General features: G+C 50.5%; 19 protein-coding genes. 5 read left to right on the forward strand and 14 right to left on the reverse strand.

Translation table 11 applies throughout. The features are described 5' to 3' along the window. A partial coding sequence (locus tag HMPREF0645_RS13945; RefSeq protein ID WP_419185636.1) for a hypothetical protein occupies positions 1-194 on the forward strand: 194 nt, incomplete at its 5' end. A 223-nt stretch (positions 195-417) separates the two neighbouring features. Beyond that, on the forward strand, positions 418-2,502 hold the full coding sequence (gene porE / locus HMPREF0645_RS03595) for a PorE family type IX secretion system protein (RefSeq protein WP_007173502.1): 2,085 nt from the start codon (positions 418-420) through the stop codon (positions 2,500-2,502). On the opposite strand, the gene HMPREF0645_RS03600 is transcribed toward porE, so the two are convergent. From HMPREF0645_RS03600 to HMPREF0645_RS03610, 3 genes are read right to left on the reverse strand one after another with little or no spacing between them, the layout of a single operon-like run. After that, positions 2,489-2,866, reverse strand: coding sequence for a DUF5056 domain-containing protein (locus HMPREF0645_RS03600; RefSeq protein ID WP_007173503.1), 378 nt, complete (start codon positions 2,864-2,866; stop codon positions 2,489-2,491). The genes porE and HMPREF0645_RS03600 overlap by 14 nt on opposite strands. 20 nt (positions 2,867-2,886) lie before the next feature. Then, positions 2,887-3,423, reverse strand: coding sequence for an RNA polymerase sigma factor (locus HMPREF0645_RS03605; protein WP_007173504.1), 537 nt, complete (start codon positions 3,421-3,423; stop codon positions 2,887-2,889). After that, the gene (locus HMPREF0645_RS03610) at positions 3,424-4,086 is read right to left on the reverse strand and encodes a DUF6249 domain-containing protein (RefSeq protein ID WP_007173505.1); all 663 of its coding nucleotides are present in this window, start codon (positions 4,084-4,086) and stop codon (positions 3,424-3,426) included. It abuts the gene before it with no gap. 156 nt (positions 4,087-4,242) lie between these two features. On the opposite strand from HMPREF0645_RS03610, the gene HMPREF0645_RS03615 reads away from it, so the two are divergent. Together HMPREF0645_RS03615 and HMPREF0645_RS03620 are read left to right on the forward strand one after the other, a co-directional pair. Beyond that, positions 4,243-5,700: a methyltransferase RsmF C-terminal domain-like protein gene (locus HMPREF0645_RS03615; protein ID WP_044123271.1), complete on the forward strand. Its 1,458-nt coding sequence runs from the start codon at positions 4,243-4,245 to the stop codon at positions 5,698-5,700. Then, positions 5,697-6,188: a dihydrofolate reductase gene (locus HMPREF0645_RS03620; protein ID WP_007173507.1), complete on the forward strand. Its 492-nt coding sequence runs from the start codon at positions 5,697-5,699 to the stop codon at positions 6,186-6,188. Before HMPREF0645_RS03615 ends, HMPREF0645_RS03620 begins: the two co-directional genes overlap by 4 nt. 63 nt (positions 6,189-6,251) lie before the next feature. Here the strand turns inward: HMPREF0645_RS03620 and HMPREF0645_RS03625 are convergent, their stop codons facing one another. The 3 genes from HMPREF0645_RS03625 to mtaB form a co-directional block, all read right to left on the reverse strand. Then, on the reverse strand, positions 6,252-6,797 hold the full coding sequence (locus HMPREF0645_RS03625) for an Lrp/AsnC family transcriptional regulator (protein ID WP_007173508.1): 546 nt from the start codon (positions 6,795-6,797) through the stop codon (positions 6,252-6,254). 581 nt (positions 6,798-7,378) lie between these two features. Next, entirely contained in the window at positions 7,379-8,398 is a 1,020-nt protein-coding gene (locus HMPREF0645_RS03630; protein WP_007173509.1) for a glycosyltransferase family 2 protein, read from the reverse strand. Positions 8,399-8,419: 21 nt separating this feature from the next. After that, complete coding sequence (gene mtaB / locus HMPREF0645_RS03635) at positions 8,420-9,757, reverse strand: tRNA (N(6)-L-threonylcarbamoyladenosine(37)-C(2))-methylthiotransferase MtaB (RefSeq protein WP_007173510.1); 1,338 nt, start codon at positions 9,755-9,757, stop codon at positions 8,420-8,422. Positions 9,758-10,024: 267 nt separating this feature from the next. On the opposite strand from mtaB, the gene HMPREF0645_RS03640 reads away from it, so the two are divergent. Then, complete coding sequence (locus tag HMPREF0645_RS03640) at positions 10,025-10,216, forward strand: hypothetical protein (protein WP_044123272.1); 192 nt, start codon at positions 10,025-10,027, stop codon at positions 10,214-10,216. 179 nt (positions 10,217-10,395) lie between these two features. Here the strand turns inward: HMPREF0645_RS03640 and HMPREF0645_RS03645 are convergent, their stop codons facing one another. The 8 genes from HMPREF0645_RS03645 to HMPREF0645_RS03680 all read right to left on the reverse strand — a co-directional run bounded on the left by HMPREF0645_RS03645 (position 10,396) and on the right by HMPREF0645_RS03680 (position 19,426). Then, the gene (locus HMPREF0645_RS03645) at positions 10,396-11,862 is read right to left on the reverse strand and encodes a DegT/DnrJ/EryC1/StrS family aminotransferase (RefSeq protein WP_007173512.1); all 1,467 of its coding nucleotides are present in this window, start codon (positions 11,860-11,862) and stop codon (positions 10,396-10,398) included. A gap of 2 nt (positions 11,863-11,864) precedes the next feature. After that, complete coding sequence (locus HMPREF0645_RS03650) at positions 11,865-12,854, reverse strand: ATP-grasp domain-containing protein (RefSeq protein ID WP_007173513.1); 990 nt, start codon at positions 12,852-12,854, stop codon at positions 11,865-11,867. Positions 12,855-12,859: 5 nt separating this feature from the next. Continuing rightward, positions 12,860-14,065, reverse strand: coding sequence for a type III PLP-dependent enzyme domain-containing protein (locus HMPREF0645_RS03655; RefSeq protein WP_007173514.1), 1,206 nt, complete (start codon positions 14,063-14,065; stop codon positions 12,860-12,862). Continuing rightward, complete coding sequence (locus HMPREF0645_RS03660; protein ID WP_007173515.1) at positions 14,052-14,666, reverse strand: sugar transferase; 615 nt, start codon at positions 14,664-14,666, stop codon at positions 14,052-14,054. The genes HMPREF0645_RS03655 and HMPREF0645_RS03660 overlap by 14 nt, the downstream gene beginning before the upstream one ends. A gap of 355 nt (positions 14,667-15,021) precedes the next feature. Next, positions 15,022-16,305, reverse strand: coding sequence for a glycosyltransferase family 4 protein (locus HMPREF0645_RS03665; RefSeq protein ID WP_007173516.1), 1,284 nt, complete (start codon positions 16,303-16,305; stop codon positions 15,022-15,024). A 58-nt stretch (positions 16,306-16,363) separates the two neighbouring features. Beyond that, positions 16,364-17,452, reverse strand: coding sequence for a glycosyltransferase (locus HMPREF0645_RS03670; protein ID WP_007173517.1), 1,089 nt, complete (start codon positions 17,450-17,452; stop codon positions 16,364-16,366). Positions 17,453-17,486: 34 nt separating this feature from the next. Then, positions 17,487-18,368, reverse strand: a complete 882-nt coding sequence (locus HMPREF0645_RS03675) for a glycosyltransferase family 2 protein (protein ID WP_007173518.1) — start codon at positions 18,366-18,368, stop codon at positions 17,487-17,489. Positions 18,369-18,373: 5 nt separating this feature from the next. After that, positions 18,374-19,426 (reverse strand): glycosyltransferase, encoded by a 1,053-nt coding sequence (locus HMPREF0645_RS03680; protein WP_007173519.1) that lies wholly within the window; start codon positions 19,424-19,426, stop codon positions 18,374-18,376. Positions 19,427-19,439: the final 13 nt, after the last annotated feature.

The following is a 19,439-nucleotide window of genomic DNA, read 5'->3' on the forward strand; positions in this document are numbered from 1 at the left end:
GGACTCAGACTAAACTTTTAAGAAGAAAATCACGCAAGAACGCTCACTTTCTCCCACGAATCACTACCTTTGCAAGTGATAATAGTGAGCGTTCTTTGGCTATCCAAAACGATGTACTTCAAAGCACTCTGCTCATTTCTAAATCGTTACCTATCCGCATCCATCCAAACGGTAACCTATTACTTCTCAGCTAGATAGTTCGAAACCAAAAAATCAGGGTGGGACTATTTCGAGAATTGATGGCTGAGGATTATTTCACGGATTTTTGGGAGGGGGAGTAACAAATTTTCTGGCGAAATGGTGGGATGGGGGCTGCCCTGGCAGGGAGGAAAACAGACGGTGTAGACGTCTGTGCTCACTGTTTGGAACATCACGCACGCTCGTACAATAATATCCACGGGTGTTGCGTTATAGACAATGATGAGATGTAGATTCAGACATAAATCTGTGGCAGGAATCCTGTTGGCAGCCTTGGTGTTGGTGTCGTGCGGTGCCGAGCGCAACCTCAAGCGCGCCGAGAAGCATCTGGCACTGGGCGAATACTATGACGCGGCCAGCGAATACAAGCAGGCCTACCGGAAGACGGAACCCAAAAGGCGCGACCGACGGGGGGCTATTGCCAAGAAAATGGCTTTCTGCTATGCCAAGAGTTTGCAGACGGCCAAGGGCATTGCGGCTTTCCGCAACACCATCAGATATCAGCAGGACGATGCCGCAGACCGCCTGCTGCTGGGACAGTTGCTGCTGAAAAACGGCAGCTACAAGGAGGCGGAGGCGGAATTTCTGGCCGTGCTCGACTCCCTACCCGACTCGAAACCGGCTCAGGTGGGATTGCAGTCGGCCCGGTCGGCCCCCGGCATCAAGGAGCTGGGCAGCAGGTACACGGTCAGGAAAATGACGGTCTTCAACTCGCGCAGGGCTGAGTATTCGCCGATGCTCTTTGGCGACAATCACGACCAACTCTACTTCACCTCCACCCGTAACGAGGCTCTGGGCGATGAGCTCAGCGGCATCACGGGCACCAAGCCGGCCGACATCTTCATGTCTGAAAAGGATGACAAGGGTAAATGGAGCAAGCCGGAACCCGTGACGGGAGGACTAAACACGCCACACGAGGAGGGCGCGGCCAGCTTCTCGACCGACGAGCGGGAGATGTATCTCACCCAATGTGTCAGCGACCCGTCCTATCCCCGCTATGCGCAGATCGTGAAATCGAACCGCTCGGATGCGGCGTGGAGCAAGGCCACGGAGGTGAAACTCACCAACGACACACTCTCGAGCTATGCCCACCCGGCGATGTCGCCGGATGGCCAGTGGCTCTACTTCGTCTCGGACATGCCCGGGGGCAAGGGCGGACTCGACATCTGGCGGGTGCGGATAACGCCTGGGGGATATGGCGGTGTGGAGAATCTGGGGGCGCCTATCAACACGGAGGGCGACGAGATGTTTCCCACCTTCAGACCCAACGGCGACCTCTACTTCTCGAGCAACGGGCATCCCGGACTGGGCGGGCTGGATGTGTTTATCGCCAAGGTGGGAAAAGACGGGCGATGGAGCCTCGCCCACCCCGGCTATCCGCTCAACTCGCCGGGCGACGACTTCGGACTCACCTTTGAGGGTGCGCACAACCGCGGCTTCTTCTCGAGTAACCGCAACGATGCGCGCGGATGGGACCATATCTATTCGTTCGAAAACCCAGAGATTGTGCAAACGGTCAAGGGCTGGGTTTACGAGATGGACGGCTACGAATTGCCGGCGGCGCAGGTGTATGTTGTGGGAGACGACGGCACCAACGAACGACTCAGCGTGCGTAGCGACGGGTCGTTTACCAAGGTGCTCGACGAGGGCGTCACCTATCTGTTTCTTGCCGCCTGCCAGGGCTACCTCAACCACCAAGAGGAGGTACGGGCGCTGGTCAACCCGAAGGAATCGCGCGACACCACGCTGCAGTTTGCCTTGGCCAACATCTCCGTGCCGACACTGATCGACAATATCTTCTATGATTTCGACAAGGCCACCCTGCGCGACACGTCAAAAGTGGCCCTCGACCGATTGGTGACCATGCTCAACGAGAATCCCAACATCACCATCGAGCTGAGTGCCCACGCCGACTACAAGGGGGCCTCGACCTACAACAAACGACTCTCGCAGAGGCGCGCCGAGTCGGTGGTCAACTATCTCATTGCCCACGGCATTGCCGCCGACCGGCTCACCCCCATGGGGTATGGCAAGGAAAAACCCAAGACCGTCAACAGGAAGGTGGCGGAGAAATACAACTGGCTGAAAGCGGGGGATGTGCTTTCAGAAGAGTTTATCAAGGCGATGAAGGATGAGAAGAAGCAGGAGATATGCAATCAGCTGAACCGCCGCACCGAATTTTTAGTGCTACGTACCACCTACGGCATGTTCGACGAAAAGGGGAAGCTCAAGAATCCGCCCAAGCCCAAACCGGAGGCGGCTCCGGAGGAACATGAGGGCGGCGTGAACATCATCTTTGAATAGACAGGACGTTGTACAGCCACACCAAGCCCAACACGGCGGCTGAACCGAGCACAACCGAGGGCGCGATTCCCGTGGAGCCTATCAGCGAGAAGTAACCCAGCACGTCGCCGACCACCTTGCCGGCCACCTCGCGCAACTCGCCCAGTCCATCAAACAACAGGAGTATGGCCGCACCGATCGCCACACACGTCAGGGTCCATATCCTGTTCATGCGCTGCGCACGGCGTGGCAAGCTACGCATCACCTGGCGGGTAAACCCGTTGTCGGGAATATCCTGCCGCGCGGCATCGAAAAACTGCATCAGCAGTTCATCGTCGGTTTTTATTTCATTGTCTTTCTGCATTTGCTTTTCTTTTGGTGTCATGGTGTCTCCTCCGTTTCTCCTTATCCATAGCCGTTGGCTCGGAGAAAGCCGGCCATCTTTTTCTTGCCCCGGGCAAGGTGACTCTTCACGGTGTTGGCCGCTATGCCGGTGATCTCGGCGATCTTGTCAATGGGCTGTCCCTCCATCAGCTGAAGCGTGACACACGTGCGCTCACTCTCGCTGAGCAGTTGGAGGGCATCATACAGGTCTAATTTGAGGCTGCCATCCTCCGTCCCCGCACTCCGTCCGGTGATGGCCGGCGTGTCGATATCGGTGGTTTCCTTCCGCCCCCGCACATGGTCGTAGAACACATTGTAGGCGATGCGAAAGAGCCAGGTGAGGAACGACGAGCGCCCCTGGAACTGCGAGATGTGGGTGTAGGCCTTGACAAAGGTGTCCTGCGCGAGGTCGTCGCTCAGCTGACTGTCGCCCAGAGTCTGCGAAAGGAAGAATCGGCGAACGGGCGACTGATATTCCCGCATCAACTGGTCGAAAGCACGTTGATGATGGAACACAGCCACCTGTGTCACCAATCTGATTTCCTCAGCCCGGTCCACCTACTTCGATGTCTTTGCGATGACCAATTGTCCCACGCCCAGACAGGCGATCAGAATTCCCACACCCATCAGGATGTCCGCACCCCAAACGGCAAACATGGCGGTCAGGCCGACGCCGATGGCGATGTTCTTGATGCCTCGCTTCTTGTAAAAGTCGGGCGATTCGCGTGCCACGGGCTTCATCTCGTCGGGTATGGGTTGGCCGGTTTCCATGGCCTTTTCGGCCAGAGCCACACGGTTGTTGTGCCCATTAATAAGGTATCGGATGACAAGCGCCACTAAGATAAACGGAGCCAAGATGCAGAGCAGCACGGCCAGGATGATCAGAATGGCGATGATGACGCCGCCGATGCCAATGGTTCCGCCCACCAACTTCATCAAGGTTTTGCCTACCCACGACTCCAAATCGTCGCTGTCGTCAAACGTGATGGTGGTGCCCGAGGTATATACGGTGTCCTCTTCTCCGGCCAACTTGGCGGCGGTGGTGTCTGAAAAAGCCTCCAACTCATCGTGAACGGTGGTGTCAGAAATCATCTGCTGTTCATCGCGAACGGTAGAGTCCGCCTTTTCGGTTTGCGGATGATGGCGATGACGTGGCTGAACGCCGGCAGCTCCGGCATTGAGCGCAAACATCAGGGTTAATGCTATCAAATACTGTTTCATGTTTCTCTTTTCTTTTTGATTTTCCGTTTGTTGGACGAAACGACATCGCAATTAGTTGCAAAGTAAGGAAAAAAAAACTATTTTTGCAATCGATAGTTCCCTTTTTATGAAAAAGCAAACCGGGCAACGCAAGGCTGCCACCAAACATCGATGGACATGACATTACCCCGCGATTTTGAGGAATATACGCGACGACTGCTGGGCGACGACCTCTATGCCACCTTTATCAAGGGGTTGGCACAGGAGGCACCGACAAGCATACGCCTCAACCCGTTCAAAACCACGCTGTGTCAGCACGGGCCGTCGGCCGGTCTGCCGCAGGCTTCGCCCGTGCCTTGGTGCGGTCAGGGGGTTTATCTCGCGGACCGGCCCAACTTCACCTTCGACCCGCTGTTTCATGCGGGACTGTATTATGTGCAGGAGGCCTCGTCCATGTTCATCGATTATATTCTGCGCCAACTCATTCATGACCCCGTGCTCATGCTCGACCTTTGTGCTGCTCCGGGTGGCAAGACCACGGCCGCACGCGCCGCACTGCCCACGGGGAGCCTCATCCTGGCCAACGAACCCGTCAGGCTTCGCGCATCCATCCTTTCTGAAAACGTGCAGAAATTCGGTCACCCCGACGTGGTGGTGACCCATAATTTTCCAAAAGACTATCGGCAGAGCGGACTCCGATTTGATGTCGTTCTGGCCGATGTGCCCTGTTCGGGAGAGGGGATGTTCCGTAAGGATGAGGGCGCAGTGGGCGAATGGAGCATGCAGAACGTGGAGAAATGCTGGCAACTCCAGCGATCGATCATCGCCGACATCTGGCCCTGTCTGGCCGAGGGCGGCCTCCTGATCTATTCCACCTGCACCTTCAACGCCCACGAGAACGAGGAGAACGTGGACTGGATTGCCCGAACGCTCGGTGCCGACTTCGTTGAGATCGAGACTCCACCCGAGTGGGGCATCACGGGGTCGCTCATCGACGACCACCCCGTCTGCCGGTTTATTCCCGGCAAGACAAAGGGCGAAGGATTCTTTGTCGCGGTGCTCCGGAAGCACGGAGACCACGTGCCGGCCTTGTCGCAGCTCGACACTCGTGCCGGCAAGGCGGACAGGAAGCAACGACGGGGCAAGTCGAAGGCGCAGGAGACGTCGGCCATCGGCAACGCATGTCGGGCATGGGTCGCCCCTGATGTCGCCATCGCCCGAGACCAGGAGCAGGTTGTGGGAGTGCCTGTCCGATGGCAGCACATCTACGAGCGTGCACGAACCACCTTGCGTGTGCTGCACGCCGGCGTGACATTGGGCACCGACAAGGGTCGCGACATCATTCCCGACACGTCGCTCGCCCTGTCCACAGCCCTCGCCCCCGATGCTTTCCCCCGCATCGAGGCAGACTATGCCACGGCCATCAGCTATCTGCGCAAGGAGGCCATCGTGCTGCCGCCCGACACGCCGCGCGGCTTTGTCCTCATCACCTACCGCCATCAACCCTTGGGTTTGGTCAAAAACATTGGCAACCGAGCCAACAACCTCTATCCCCAAGCGTGGAAAATCAAAAGCACGCACCTGCCCGAACTGTCCCCCGAGGTGTTGCCCAACGAAGAAGCCCCTGTCCCATGAGAATCAGCATCATCGTGGCCATGGCCCGCAACCGGGCCATCGGCTTTCGCAACCACCTGCTCTACCATCTGCCCGACGACATGAAGCACTTCAAGGCGCTCACCACCGGTCACACCATCATCATGGGGCGCCACACGTTCGACTCTCTGCCCAACGGCGCCTTGCTCCATCGCCGCAACATCGTGGTGAGCCGAAGCCGCACGCACATTGTCGGGTGCGAGGTTTTCGGTTCGCTCGAACAAGCCATAGCGAGCTGTCGTGGCGAACAGGAGGTGTTCATCATTGGTGGTGAAAGCATTTACCGTCAGGCCCTTGCCGTGGCCCATCGCATCTATCTCACCCTCGTCGACGACACGCCAACGCAGTTCGACACCGTCTTTCCGGAGATAGATATGAGCCACTGGCAGGAAACAAAAAAGGAAAAGCATCGGGGCTTTTCCTTGATTCAGTATGATAGCAGGCGCGGCGACCAAATGCCAACGCCGTAAACCGTCGGCAGCATGCCTTCTCTCGGACACGGGTGGGGCTGCGTTGTCGGTTCCGCGGGGATTCTACAAGTCGTCCCCCACTCCTTCTTCCGTTTTATCCGCCATCTCGTCTTCCGACTCATCATCGTCGTCGTCTGTCGCGTCCTCCTCACTCGGAATGGGCAGTTGGCGGTCGATGGCCACATTGAGGCTGACGATCGTCTCGCTCCGCGAGAGTCCCAACGGCTGCAACTGGTCGTGGATAATGTTGAGCATGTGGTGATTGTTCTTGGCATAGAGCTTAATGAACAGGTCGCAACCGCCCGTGGTGAAATGGCATTCGGTGACCTCGGGTATCTGTCGGAGTTTCTCCACCACGTCGTCGAAGGTGGAGGGATCCTTGAGATAGAGTTCCACGTAGGCGCACGTCTCATAGCCAATCTTTTCGGGGTCGATCACGAAGCCCGAGCCTTTCAGCACCCCCAAGGAGGTGAGTTTCTGAATGCGCTGATGAATGGCTGCACCGCTTACTTCGCACTCCCGTGCCACTTCTAAGAAAGGTATGCGGGCGTTTTCGCCAATAAGTTTTAAGATTTTCCGGTCTAACGAGTCTAAATAATGCCGTGTCATATTCTTTGTTTATTTTATTGCAAATTTATAAAGAAAAGCTCGTTATCCCAACTTTTTACCGCATAATTATTATTAATTGACAGTTATAAAGGAAGAAATATAATTCAAAATTCACAATTTTCAATTCACAATTATGCTGCGCGTTGATTCTTCACTCTTCACTCCTCGTTCTTCACTTTTCACTCTTCTCTCTTATAATGTCGTGAATGCCGCTGCAAAATACGCTTTGTGGCGATGCAGATATTCTAAGATTAATCTTGCGAAGCAAGAGCGTGAAGATTTTCTGCGATGAGCCTTATGTCCATGAAAAGATATTCTCCTGATATTCTAAGATTCGGCGAAGCCGAGCGGAGGGTTTTGCAATTCATAATTCATAATTCAAAATTCACAATTTGGCTGCGCGTTTTTTCAATTCATAATTCAAAATTCATAATTCACAATTTGGCTGCGCGTTGAGCAAGTTGATGCAACAGAAACGGTGGAAGATGAAAAGTGAAGAATTAAGAGGGAAGAGTGAAGAATGAAGAGAGGTTTAGAGAGAAGAATGAAGAACGAAGAATCAACGCGCAGCCAATTATACATTATAAATTGTAAATTGTAAATTGCTTCTGTTTCCTGACATAATATTGCCAGATGATGGAGAGGGGCGCAAGCTCGTCCACCTGCGTGGGCACCCTGCGGGACTGGATGTCGGCACGGTCGGCATCGAAGGAGTGACGCCACTTGCGAAAGGCTCGGCGCGCCTTGATAATGGCTTTGAAATCGGCCACGTTGCGGTTGAGGATGAGCGTCTGGAACGCAGCCAGATAATCGAGGAAGCAACGCACGCGCATGACGTGGGAGAGTTGGTCGTCGGGCAGGTTCTTGTAGAGCATGGTGAGGTTGTTGCGGAAGTTGAGGAAGGTCTTCATGGGGTTGCCCTTGGGCAGTGTGCCGCCTCCCACATGATACACGACGCTCTGCGGCACACACACAATGGCACCACCCAAGAGGCGGAGCCGCCAACAGAAGTCGATCTCCTCGTTGTGGGCAAAGAAGCGACCGTCGAGACCGCCCACCCGCCAATAGTCTTCGGCCCGAACCATGAGGCAGGCCCCGGTGGCCCAGTGTATTTGGGCCACATCGTCATACTGTCCTCTGTCGGTCTCGACCGTGTCGAAAATGCGACCGCGACAAAAAGGGTAGCCGTATTTGTCGAGCAGACCGCCCGATGCACCTGCATATTCAAACTTGTCGCGGGCAAACACGGAGAGCAACTTGGGCTGGCAGGCAGCGACCTCCGGATGGGCATCCATGTAGCTGCGCAGCGTGGTGAGCCATCCGGGCGTGACCTCCACATCGGAGTTGAGCAACACATAGTAGTCAGCCTCGATCTGTGACAAAGCCCTGTTGTAGCCTTCGGCAAACCCATAGTTCTGGTCGAGCTGTAGGGTTCTCACCTGCGGAAAATCGCGACGGAGCATGTCCATCGAGTTGTCGGTGGAGGCATTGTCGGCCACCCACACCTCTCCCTCGTCCTGCGAATAGTCCAAAACGGTGGGCAGATAGGTCTTCATCATGTGGGCACCGTTCCAGTTTAAGATAACGATGGCTGTATGCATGGGGTTAAAGATTTGAGCTATTTATAATATGGTGGCGCGGAGGGCAGTCTTGTCGGGTGTGAAATCGCCGAGGCGCACGCGAATGATCTGATTGTCGAACTCCTCGCGGGCCTCGCGCGGGAACAGTTCCACGCGGATGTAGTTATCGGTGAAACCGTGCATGGCCTTGCCCCGTGTGGCGCGCTCGAAGAGCACCTCGGCCTCGCGCCCGACATACTGCGCATAGAACGCCTGCGTTTTCTGGTCGGAAAGTTCCAAGAGGCGCTTGGATCGCTGCTTCTTGTCGGCATCGCTCACCACGTAGGGAATACGCAGGGCGGCTGTGCCGGGGCGCTCGGAATAAGGAAACACGTGTAGTTGGGAGACGGGCAGGGCATTCAGAAAGTTGTAGCTGTCCTCAAAGTATTCCGGCTTTTCGCCACGACAGCCCACCATCACGTCCACACCAATGAAGGCATCGGGCATTTTCTGCTTGATGAGATGGATTTTTCGGGCAAACAATGCCGTGTCGTAGTGGCGGCGCATAAGGGTCAGCACCTCGTCGCTGCCACTCTGAAGGGGGATGTGGAAATGAGGCATGAACGCGCGCGAGTGGGCACAATAGTCGATCAACTCGTCGTCAAGCAGGTCGGGCTCCAAACTGCTGATGCGGTAGCGCTGTATGCCCTCCACTCGGTCGAGTGCCTTAACCAAATCGATGAAGCGCTCTCCCGTGGTACGACCGAAATCACCGATGTTGACGCCCGTGAGCACAATTTCCCTGCCCCCTTCGGCGGCCGCCTCCTCGGCCTGGGCCACAAGCGACGCGATGCTGGGGTTGCGTGAACGACCGCGGGCAAAGGGTATGGTGCAATAGGTGCAAAAATAGCTGCACCCATCCTGTACTTTCAGAAAATAGCGCGTACGGTTTCCACGGGCACACGAGGGCTGGAAACTCACGATATCGCTCGTCTTAACACCCCGGAACTGATGCAATGCCTGGGCGCGCGGATCCGACCAGGCCTCGGAAAGATGCTGAATGAGGTCGGCCTTCTCGTTGGAACCCAACACCAGGTCCACCCCATCGATCTGGCTTACCTTCTCGCCCTCCAACTGCGCATAGCACCCCGTGACCACAACCAAGGCATCAGGATGCTCGCGCACCATGCGATGGATGGCCTGACGGCATTTGCGGTCGGCCACCTCGGTTACCGAACAGGTGTTGATCAGGCAAATATCCGCCCGTTCACCCTTGCCTGCCGATGTGACGCCCATCTGCTCCAGCATCTTGCCAAACGTGGACGTTTCAGAAAAATTGAGCTTGCAGCCCAGTGTATAATAGGCAGCCTTTTTGCCTTGAAAAGCACTTGAATCGATCATTTCGTGTGTATTTTTGCACTTGCAAAGGTAGCGTTTTCCTGCGAAAACAGCCTTAAAAAGGCCTTTTAAATTAAATCAGGTGATAAGATATGGATTGTTTAACTTTTATTAATACGATGTAATTGCTTTGTTTTCAACGCATTACAAAAAGTTACAGGGAATTGCCGAAAAAAACTATAAAAAACAATTGCGGATATTGAAAAAATACGTAACTTTGCAACGTTTTAATAAACATTGATTGTTTTACAGATTAAAAAAGCAAAGAAAATGAAGAAATTAGTTTTTATGTTCGTAGCTATCGCAGCTATCTCTTTCGCATCTTGCAACAGTAACAAACCAGCTCCTGTTACAGAGGAGGGCACAGACACTGTATCTGTTGATACCATGACTGTTGACACAACGATCACCGATACTGCTGTTGTTACGACAACAACCGACACAACTGTTGTTTCAGAGTAATTCTGAATTTAACGGAAAAGAAAAAAAGAGAGACTCCGCCCATGGCTTACCGCCTGGGCGGTTTTTTTGTGTCCATACATAGCCCCATGATTTCGGGGTTTCGATTCATCGCATAAAAATTCCCCCATCAGCCTTGACGAGCTGATGGGGGAATTTTTATTTTGATATGGAGGTTGTTCCTACACGATAGCCTCCTTGATACTTTTCACGATATAAGCCACGTCTTCGTCCGTCACTAATGGACCACTGGGCAGACACATCCCTATCTTGAAAAGCTCCTCGCTCACGCCGTTGGTATAGGCCGCGCAATCCTTGTAGCAGGGTTGCTTGTGCATCGGTTTCCACAGCGGACGACTCTCGATGTTGGCCCCATCGAGCCATACGCGCAGAGCCTCCACGTTGGCATTGGGCTCGCAGTCGGTGTGGGCGCTGTCCACAAAATGGATGACGCCGGCTGCCCCGCCTACGGCACTTTTCACCGTGGACTTGTAGGCATTCTCCTGCCCCTTGATGTTCAACTTCGGATCGATGGTGATGGTGTTGAGCCAGAAGTTGGAGTCCATCTCCGGTGAGGGATTATCGTGGAACTCGATGCCGTCCACCTCAGCAAAGGCCTCGGCATATAGTCGCGCGAGATGACGGTGATGAGCGATGTGCTCGTCGAGCACGGTCATCTGTCCGCGTCCGATGCCCGCGCAGATATTGCTTAACCGATAGTTATAGCCTATCTTCTCGTGCTGATAGTAGGGATAGCCCTCACGCGCCTGTGTAGCATAGAACATGATGTTGTTGCGCGCCGCCTCATCGGGACAAATCAGCGCGCCGCCGCCCGACGTGGTAATCATCTTGTTGCCGTTGAAACTGAGCACGCCATATTCGCCAAACGTGCCGCACACCTGTCCGCGATAGCGTGAGCCCAAGCCCTCGGCGGCATCCTCGATGAGCGGTATGTCATATTTGTCGGCCACCGCCTTGATCGCTTCAATCTTTGCCGGCATACCATAGAGATACACCACGATGATGGCTTTCGGTTTCTTACCCGTCTTGCTGATTCTGTCCTTGATGGCCGTCTCCAACAGTTCCGGGTCCATATTCCAGGTGTCGCGTTCCGAATCGACAAACACTGGTTTGGCTCCGAGGTAGGTCACGGGATGCGACGAGGCACAGAACGTGAAGCTCTGGCAAATCACCTCGTCGCCAGCCTCTACACCCACGCCAATGAGCGATAAATGCACAGCTGCCGTGCCCGATGCCAATGCCACCACCTGCTTGTCCTTCAACCGTTCGTCACCTTCCAACCACAGCTTATCGGGGTCGTTCTCGTGTGGCTGAATACGCTCTGGGTAGCACTCCTCCGAGAAATCTCTCGCAGCGCAGCCACAATCTTGATTCGACTTCTTCAGCTGGATGTCTTTCGAGGAATTTTTCGCAGCGCAACCACACCCTTGATTCGACTTCTCCGATTGGCTTTCCGCCCTATCAGCGCAGCCGGTGGAGGCAACAAAACGTTTCAAGTCTTCCTCAAATCCATTCACATTCGGTCCCAACGGCACCACCCAATTGGTGTCGAATGCCTCCTTGATATACTTCTGCTCATTGCCCGACATGTGAGCCAGGCAAAGAATAATACGTTTTTCGGGTTTCATATTTACAATTCCTTCACCAAGTCTTTTTTTTCCACAATCACTACTCCGTCATACATCATCATCAACACGTCTTCATTGTATTGTCCAATGATGCTCTGATTTCTGACACCTTTCAAGTTGTTCGCGATAAGTTTGAAGAAGTCGACCCCTGCACCATACGCATGCAGGTACGCCCCTCCAAACCGAGGGTTAACCTCCGAGAGATAGTACTCGCCATCTTTGTACCAAAAGTCCATATCGACAGGACCATTAAACTCCAACACTTTGCAAATCTCCCGAACAAAGTCGAACAGCCGCTCATCCTTAAAGGATATCGTCTTGCTGGCCCCACCAATCTTCGTCTCAAGTTTACGCTTGGAAAAAACGGCCACGGGCTCATGAGAAATCGTGTCGATATATACATCAGCGTCGCAGTCGTCGCAGTCCATAAATTCTTGAATGATATAGGTGTACGCTCCCTCGTCAAAATATTCGCGAAGCTCCTCCAATGACTGCACCTTGTGGATTCCGACACTACCACTCCCCGATATGGGCTTAATAAATACAGGAAAACTAATGTCTCCTTTCTTCAGCCCCTCTTCGAAAGAGGGTACGCTATCATAGGTTAAAACCGTGCGTATACCATTACCGGTAAGATATTTATAAAATTCAAATTTGTCAAAACAACGCGCCGCCGTTTTGCGCTCAGGACAAAGCGGCAAGATGCCATGCTGTAAAAACAGCTCTCGATTTTTTGAAAGCAGTTCTATCTCTGGATCTATCAATGTGGTTATGGCTTTAACATCATTGTCTTCGCATATTTTAAGAATTGTATCGATATAATGCTCATCTGTGATACGGGGCACCAAATAGTGTTTGTCAGCCACATACAGCGCGGGTGCTATCGGCGAGTTGTCCGCACAAATAATCCTGCAATCGTCACCCAATGATTGTTTCAAGAATTTGAGCAATTGAACCCTGCGGCCGCAACTGCAAAAAAGAATAGTATTCATATTTCTTAATAAATTGATTTTCTAATAAATTCGCTTACTCCCCACTCTTTCCTGATGATAGAATAATCTCCATCGTTTCGTTTTAGATAGACTGTGGGCAGATAATGTATAAAAAGTGGTGTCAAAGCCATAGTGTATGCGCCCACCCTGTCAAAAATAACACGGTCGCCCACGCTCAACGTCTCTGCACCTTCAGGCAAAGTGAAAAGTCGGTCATATTCCAAGCACGTCAAACCGCCAACCACTTGCGGCTGATGGCAAAGCTGCGGAGTGTCTGTATAAACAAACCTCTTGAAATAATCTTCCTTGTGAAAGAAGGGATCCACGTCGTTCCGCGTTCCATCTGTTGTCACAAAGCGTCTGCCGTCATGCTGTTTCACATCTATCACGCTGCATACATAGCTAAAAGGCGATGAAAGCAATGCGTTGCCAGGTTCCACCACAAGGCGTACATTCGCATAGGGTGAGTCCTCAAGGGCGGTACGAAAACATCGCGCGTAATCATCAAACGTGGGTTTGCCTGGCATCGGACCGAAGAAGCCTCCACCAACATCCCAATATTCAAGTTGCAGGTGAAGGGTGGTCAGTATGGGCAACACGTACGCTATCACCCGTTGGTAGAAACGCACACTACGAGTCTTGGGTTCCTTATGCGTGTGTATACCCACCAACCGCACATGACTCTTCGCTCTTATCAGCTCCACAGCTTTTTTAAAATCACCCGACTCATAGGAAAAACCAAAGCGACTGTCGTCATTCTCACCAAAAGCATCTTCCTTAGAAATGGCCGTGGTGTTAATGTTCAACCTGATGCCTATCTCATATTTCTGATCCTTAGGCAAGTCGTCCAACCAGTCTATCTCCCGCCACGTCTCAATGTTTACAATAGCATCATGTTGTATAGCATCAAGAAATGTTTCTTTTGATTTTAATGGGCCATTATAAATAATATGTCTTTTGTCAAAACCTATCTCCAAAGCCAATTCATACTCCTGAAAAGACACCACCTCGGCAAAACAGCCATTCTCTTTGGCCACTTTTAAACAATATGGTAATGCATTCGTTTTAACAGAATATCCCACGACACTATGCGCGAATTGTTTGGATAATGCTAATTGGAATTGTGAAACACAGTCTTTTAACTCTTTCTCATCCAGAACAAAGCAAGGCGTATTTAGTTGTTGTACCTTATCCATTTTAGTTGTTTCCATTGAATTCTTCCATTGTAGCGGTATCTTTTGAGATGGAATTAATATCTTTTCTTGCAATAACCTTCTTAATAGTTATGAATATGATTTTTAAATCCGTCCATAAAGAGATATGCTCTACATACCATACATCATATTCAAATTTTTGCTTCCAACTGATGGTGTTTCTACCATGACATTGCGCCCACCCCGTAATTCCCGGTCGTACCTCATGGCGACGGGCCTGCTTTTCAGAATAAAGAGGAAGGTACTGGGGCAAGAGAGGACGGGGGCCGATGAGTGCCATATCACCCTTCAACACATTGATGAGCTGCGGCAGTTCATCTATCGAGGTAGAACGAACGAATCGTCCTACAGAGGTGAGTCGTTGCTCATCGGGCAGCAACTCACCATCAGCGCCTCTTTCATCAGTCATAGTTTTGAATTTGATAACCTTAAATATCTTTGCTTTCCAACCCGGTCGTTCTTGAAGAAAGAATGCGCCGGCACCCTTGTTGGCAAAGTGCAGCCATACCGTGACTATCAGCAATAAAGGAGAAACACATACGAGAACGGTAAGTGCAATACAAAAATCCAAAATGCGTTTGAAGAAATATTGGTACATAATGCTTGATTGTTTTATTATGTAGTCTCTCTTATAATTTTTGCTGGCAAGAGTCTATTAGAGGCAAATCTTTACGTCACTAACATTTCGATTAATAGTTCATGCCAAAATACCACAGTGGTATCTCAATGCCATGTCCTGTCTCGATATCATCTTTTACGACAAATACTTCTCTGTGCTATATCAAAGCATCTCAGCCATATATTGATATAGTATGGTGTCTATCATCGTTTGACGTCTTGATTGCCCACAAAGTTAGCAAAAATCCCTCATACAGTGACCATATACGCGAAAACAATCCCTGTATGAGGGACTGTTTTGTGTAGTTTCATCCCTCACACAGGGATTTTCTTAATCACAGCTCTGCATACATTTGCCTCAACGCCTCCCACACATCACGCTGCTCATAGCGTTCTTGGATTAACCTCCTACTGTTGGCGGCCATCCTGTTGGTGTTGTCGGCGTTGTTGATCAAATCGCACATAGAATGGTAGAGCGCTTTGGCCATGGGCGAGGAGAAACCGTCCGCTTGCGGGTCGTCCGAAGCAAACTGTATGAGACGGCCGTCGCAATCGAGCGGTGCCGGGATAATGACCCCGTTCTCGCCATCGATAATAATCTCGTTGCAACCATTGATATTGGTGACGATGCAAGGCAACTCCATCGCTCCTGCCTCCATAGGCACATTGGGGAAACCCTCCCTGTAACTCGGAAATACCAATGCGTCGGCCGCCATCAGGTAAGGGCGCACGTCTTTTTGGAGGCCTGCATAGAACACAGCAGCAGAGTCACTCAAAAAATGTTGCGCCTTCGGAGTGATATTGCCACCGCTCTGCACCTCCTTTTCTCCCACAATCAGGAGTTTGGGTTGCCGCGGCAGGTCAGCGGCATGCCCCACCAATCGCCTCATCACCTCCGCCAACTCGTTAATGCCCTTGTCTCTCACCATACGAGCTATAAGGATAAAAACGAAATCATGGTCTGTATATCCCAACTTTTGGCGCATATACCTGCGCCCGTCAAAGGGCGTGGCATCCTCCATCAACCGCGTCTCCTCGTTCTCCGCTCGCAACAATTCGCTCGTGGCCTCGCGTGACAGATACGAGGTGTCCTTACCATTGATGTTGCCATGATGTACAACTTGCAGTTGCTTCCCCGTAATTCTGTCCTCCCTCAATACTCGTTTCACGCCCTCGCCCTCGGGTATGACATGGTTTGCGCAGCAGCATGTCACGCGTTCCATCGTCTTCAATATGGCGCGCAGCATACCAGTCGTGGCTTGGTAACGCAGACCCGTCACAAGATATATACGGTTCGGCACGCGTGTGGCCCATGCAGCCACCATGGCCAACAGTGACCCCTTGGGCGTGTTGGCATGTACGCACCACGGCTTTTCGCGCCTAAAAAGTCGCCACAAAAACCACAAGGCCTTGATATCCTTGCCTATGCTGATAGGTCGTTCCAGAGGAGCATCAATCACTCGTATGCCCTCGCGCGCGGCGACTTCGTCGAGCACACCGGTATCTTTGGCTACTCCCACCACCTCATAATATTGATTGAGATAGTTGAGCTGTCCCCTTAGCAGCGAGTTCAGGCTGATGTCGGCTGTGGTTACACGAATTAGCTTTTTCTTATTCATATGATTATGATTGACAGACTACCACCTATGGAGAAGCATGCTTGTCGGTGCAAACATATTATTGCTGCACCGCATCATACAATTGTTCATACGCGTCCACCATTTTCCGAATATCATATTGCAAGGCTCGTTGATAGCACTGCTCTGCCACTATATGGTAATACTCCGAGTCGTCATGCAACTTTTTTATGACATCTGCCAAAGCCCTAGCATCGCCATGTGGAAAAAGAATGCCATAGTCGGCAGTTACTTCTTTTAATCCGTTGACCTTACTGGCTACAAAAGGCTTGCCCGACGACATGCCCTCAATGTTCGACAGCGACAATCCTTCCCAGTGTGACGACATCACTATGACATCTGCCGACTTCAATATCTGCGGCACATCCGACCGAATGCCCAATAACTTTACACGCTCCGTCACATTCTGCTTAACGACTTCCGCCTCTATCTCCGGACGACGAACCCCATCGCCTACCAACCACAACTCATATTCGTCCGGCAACAACGCAATAGCCCGAATCACCGTTTCCTGATCTTTAGCTTCCCGAAATCCGGCCACCATCACCGTGACGAATTTTCCCTGGTGAGCCAAATCCGGTAAATCTTCCGCATGATAAAAGGCATTGACATCCACCCCATTGTTGATAGTCACGATTTTACGCTGCAACGGACTGTTAGGTTGATTGCTCTCAAGACCCAAATAACTGCACAACTTCTCTTCGGCAATCTTGCTAATCGTCACCACCCTTGCATATTTACCATACATCCATTTGTCTACAAACGAGAACATAGGATGTTCCCGCTTGCGGTTGTTCGTGGAATGTTCAGTTGTTATCAGTATCTTTCCCAACCCAATATTGGCAATGGCGGCAAACAACTGCGGCGAGGAGTTATGAGTATGGATAATGTCATACTCCCGCATGATCCTTCTTAACTTGGGGATGTATTTAATATTGTAAACACCATGTCCGAGTTTGTAAATCCTGCATCCGGTATCCTCCAACTCTCGCATAAAAGCTGTCTCCTCGCCATTGAAGACAACCACATCAACCGTATGGCCCTTCTGCCGCAACAGCTTTGTGAGGTAAACCACCACGTGCTCCGCCCCACCAATCTGTAACGATGTAATAACCTGCAATATTCGCATGATGAATGTAAGCTTATTCTGTAGACAAAAAAATCTACCGGATAACCTTCCTGTCTTTGATGTGCATCAGATATCCCATTGGACGGAATATCCCCCAACAACATTTTACACGAGGAACCTGTGAGGTCACGGCCTGCACGCAACACCAAAACCGCCAGTAGTTAATGGCAGCCTTGACTTTATGCAACGAAGGAATGTCATAGTCTAACATCTCTGCATAGGTCATGCAAGTAGCTACAGGACTTTCCATCCTGATTTTTATAATTTTGTCCGTTAACCCACCTTCTAAATAATCACGGTAATAAACGACTTTGTTAAAGCAATATAATTTGTATTTTACAGCTATCCGATTCCAAACCAACGCTTCCGGACAAAATTTCTCCCCATTAATTTCTGGGAAAGGAAATTCTCTCAATACAGACGTCTTGAACACCTCCAACAAGTCGCCCGTCACTCCAAGCTTATACCTGAAATATAAGGAACTCTCATACAGCTCCTCCACAGGGAAACCTCCTCCTATTCTCTCACCATTATGGTGTGCCATCAAACCGCATACACCTGCGCAATCCTTTTTAGAGTTACAGGTCTCATTTTGCTTGGCAATAATTTCTAATGAGTCCTTGGGTAAGGAATCATCACTATCCAAAATCAAGAACAATTCACCCTTTGAATTTTTCACTCCCACATTGATAGCTGTATGCTTTCCACCATTTTCTTTGTAGAAATATCTGATTGGAAATGTATCACATCCCGCAATGATCTTATCCATAATATCTTTGGTGTTATCGGTACTTCCATCATCCACAACGATCCATTCAAAATCTTTAAAAGTTTGTTGGGATAAACTTTCAAAGATTTTATACAAAAAAGCCCCTCGGTTATAGGTAGGGGTGAAAACCGTGATAAGATTTGCCATGGTAATTAATTGTGTTTGTCATTCATAATTACTCTTCTGATGACAACTTCGGGACTTAGCCATTGCTCGTAATATCTTCTGGCGCCATCTTCCAGCTTTTTTCGATATTTTTCGTCCTGATTAATGAGTCTGACGGCTTCAAGCAGTTCTTGATCTGAGGTTACAAAATGAATATTCTCTCCATGGATTAGTGGTGCGGGCATTTCCCGCGAAAGAGGCGTGGATATAATCGCTTTTCCCATACATAAGTATTCCGCTAGTTTCCACCCATGACATTCACACACAGAAGGTGTGTTAAATACCATCACACTTTGCTTGGTCTTTCTAATATAATCATCCATTGAGAGGCGTTTCTCATAGATAAAATCCTTATAGGTTTCTTTATACTTGGGGTAATCAGGCATTTCTGCCAAAACGTCTTCTCCCTCAACATAAAAAAGTCCACCCTCAATTGTTATTCCAGCGTTTTGACAAGCTATAAGGAACTCGCCTCTATACATATTCGTATCTGTTGCAGCAAAGCGATTATACCATAACGTTGAAGCGTGAAATACATAGTTGGGTCTGACTTCAATTTGCTTCTCATATTCTGTTAAGGCTCTCCGACGAATGACAGTATATAGATAATCCTTCAAATAGTCTTTGAGCGTTATGTTTGTATAGTTCCTACTTTTTAAAAAATGTCGTAAACATTTTATTACCGTTCCAGCCATAGTACCCAGCGTAATACCAAACTCCGGACCGATGGGTAACAACTTAGGGTAATCTTTTACTTGCTCTTTGGTAGGGTTTACCATACCATAAATGTCACACCATGCATATCTATCTTCAAATATCTTTGCTACATCCTCCGTATCTATAAAACACTTACGCTCATCCGTACCATCTAAACATACAAACGCAAAGCCACTATTGTAGTCATGTTTATCGTTATATGGCAAAGTTATAAATGGTGTTATGTCAAAGTGGATATTCTTCTTCCCAACCACTTTCTCAAGTCCCAACAGATACCATGAAGCATAGTTATATTTTAATCTTGGATCTATAATAACTTTCATGCTCTGTATTATT

It is taken from the genome of Hallella bergensis DSM 17361 (assembly GCF_000160535.1).
GTDB classification, from domain to species: domain Bacteria; phylum Bacteroidota; class Bacteroidia; order Bacteroidales; family Bacteroidaceae; genus Prevotella; species Prevotella bergensis.

Excerpts from the sequence above, each read along its gene's own strand:
- HMPREF0645_RS03600 (WP_007173503.1), bottom strand. The coding sequence starts at position 2,866 with ATGACACCAAAAGAAAAGCAAATGCAGAAAGACAATGAAATAAAAACC.
- HMPREF0645_RS03655 (WP_007173514.1), bottom strand. The coding sequence starts at position 14,065 with ATGGAAACAACTAAAATGGATAAGGTACAACAACTAAATACGCCTTGC.
- HMPREF0645_RS03630 (WP_007173509.1), bottom strand. The coding sequence starts at position 8,398 with ATGCATACAGCCATCGTTATCTTAAACTGGAACGGTGCCCACATGATG.
- HMPREF0645_RS03615 (WP_044123271.1), top strand. The coding sequence starts at position 4,243 with ATGACATTACCCCGCGATTTTGAGGAATATACGCGACGACTGCTGGGC.
- HMPREF0645_RS03625 (WP_007173508.1), bottom strand. The coding sequence starts at position 6,797 with ATGACACGGCATTATTTAGACTCGTTAGACCGGAAAATCTTAAAACTT.
- HMPREF0645_RS03620 (WP_007173507.1), top strand. The coding sequence starts at position 5,697 with ATGAGAATCAGCATCATCGTGGCCATGGCCCGCAACCGGGCCATCGGC.
- HMPREF0645_RS03645 (WP_007173512.1), bottom strand. The coding sequence starts at position 11,862 with ATGAAACCCGAAAAACGTATTATTCTTTGCCTGGCTCACATGTCGGGC.
- HMPREF0645_RS03665 (WP_007173516.1), bottom strand. The coding sequence starts at position 16,305 with ATGAATAAGAAAAAGCTAATTCGTGTAACCACAGCCGACATCAGCCTG.
- HMPREF0645_RS03610 (WP_007173505.1), bottom strand. The coding sequence starts at position 4,086 with ATGAAACAGTATTTGATAGCATTAACCCTGATGTTTGCGCTCAATGCC.
- HMPREF0645_RS03670 (WP_007173517.1), bottom strand. The coding sequence starts at position 17,452 with ATGCGAATATTGCAGGTTATTACATCGTTACAGATTGGTGGGGCGGAG.
- HMPREF0645_RS03660 (WP_007173515.1), bottom strand. The coding sequence starts at position 14,666 with ATGTACCAATATTTCTTCAAACGCATTTTGGATTTTTGTATTGCACTT.
- HMPREF0645_RS03680 (WP_007173519.1), bottom strand. The coding sequence starts at position 19,426 with ATGAAAGTTATTATAGATCCAAGATTAAAATATAACTATGCTTCATGG.
- HMPREF0645_RS03675 (WP_007173518.1), bottom strand. The coding sequence starts at position 18,368 with ATGGCAAATCTTATCACGGTTTTCACCCCTACCTATAACCGAGGGGCT.
- HMPREF0645_RS03640 (WP_044123272.1), top strand. The coding sequence starts at position 10,025 with ATGAAGAAATTAGTTTTTATGTTCGTAGCTATCGCAGCTATCTCTTTC.
- mtaB (WP_007173510.1), bottom strand. The coding sequence starts at position 9,757 with ATGATCGATTCAAGTGCTTTTCAAGGCAAAAAGGCTGCCTATTATACA.
- porE (WP_007173502.1), top strand. The coding sequence starts at position 418 with ATGATGAGATGTAGATTCAGACATAAATCTGTGGCAGGAATCCTGTTG.
- HMPREF0645_RS03650 (WP_007173513.1), bottom strand. The coding sequence starts at position 12,854 with ATGAATACTATTCTTTTTTGCAGTTGCGGCCGCAGGGTTCAATTGCTC.